General features: G+C 39.6%; 1 rRNA gene. It reads left to right on the forward strand.

Annotated features, from left to right (window positions below):
• Positions 1-64: 64 nt before the first annotated feature.
• A 16S ribosomal RNA gene (locus BU804_RS00795) occupies positions 65-275 on the forward strand; the annotation flags it as partial.

Below are 275 nucleotides of genomic sequence, written 5' to 3' on the forward strand. Positions count from 1 at the left end.
TATAGCACTACTTTTAAGTAGTGCAGATTATATATAATCAACTCAGGTTTTCAAGAGTTTATTTTTCTGTGAGAATTTGATCTTGGTTCAGATTGAATGCTGACAGCGTGGATGAGGCATGCAAGTCGAACGAAACCTCGGGTTTAGTGGCGGAAGGGTTAGTAAGACATGGATAACTTGCCTTTAACTCTGGGATAACGGTTGGAAACGACCGCTAATACCGGATAGGGTGAAAAAAAGACATCTTTTTTTTATTAAAGTGGGGGATCGCAAGA

This window comes from Candidatus Protochlamydia sp. W-9 (genome assembly GCF_001950615.1).
GTDB classification, from domain to species: domain Bacteria; phylum Chlamydiota; class Chlamydiia; order Chlamydiales; family Parachlamydiaceae; genus Protochlamydia; species Protochlamydia amoebophila.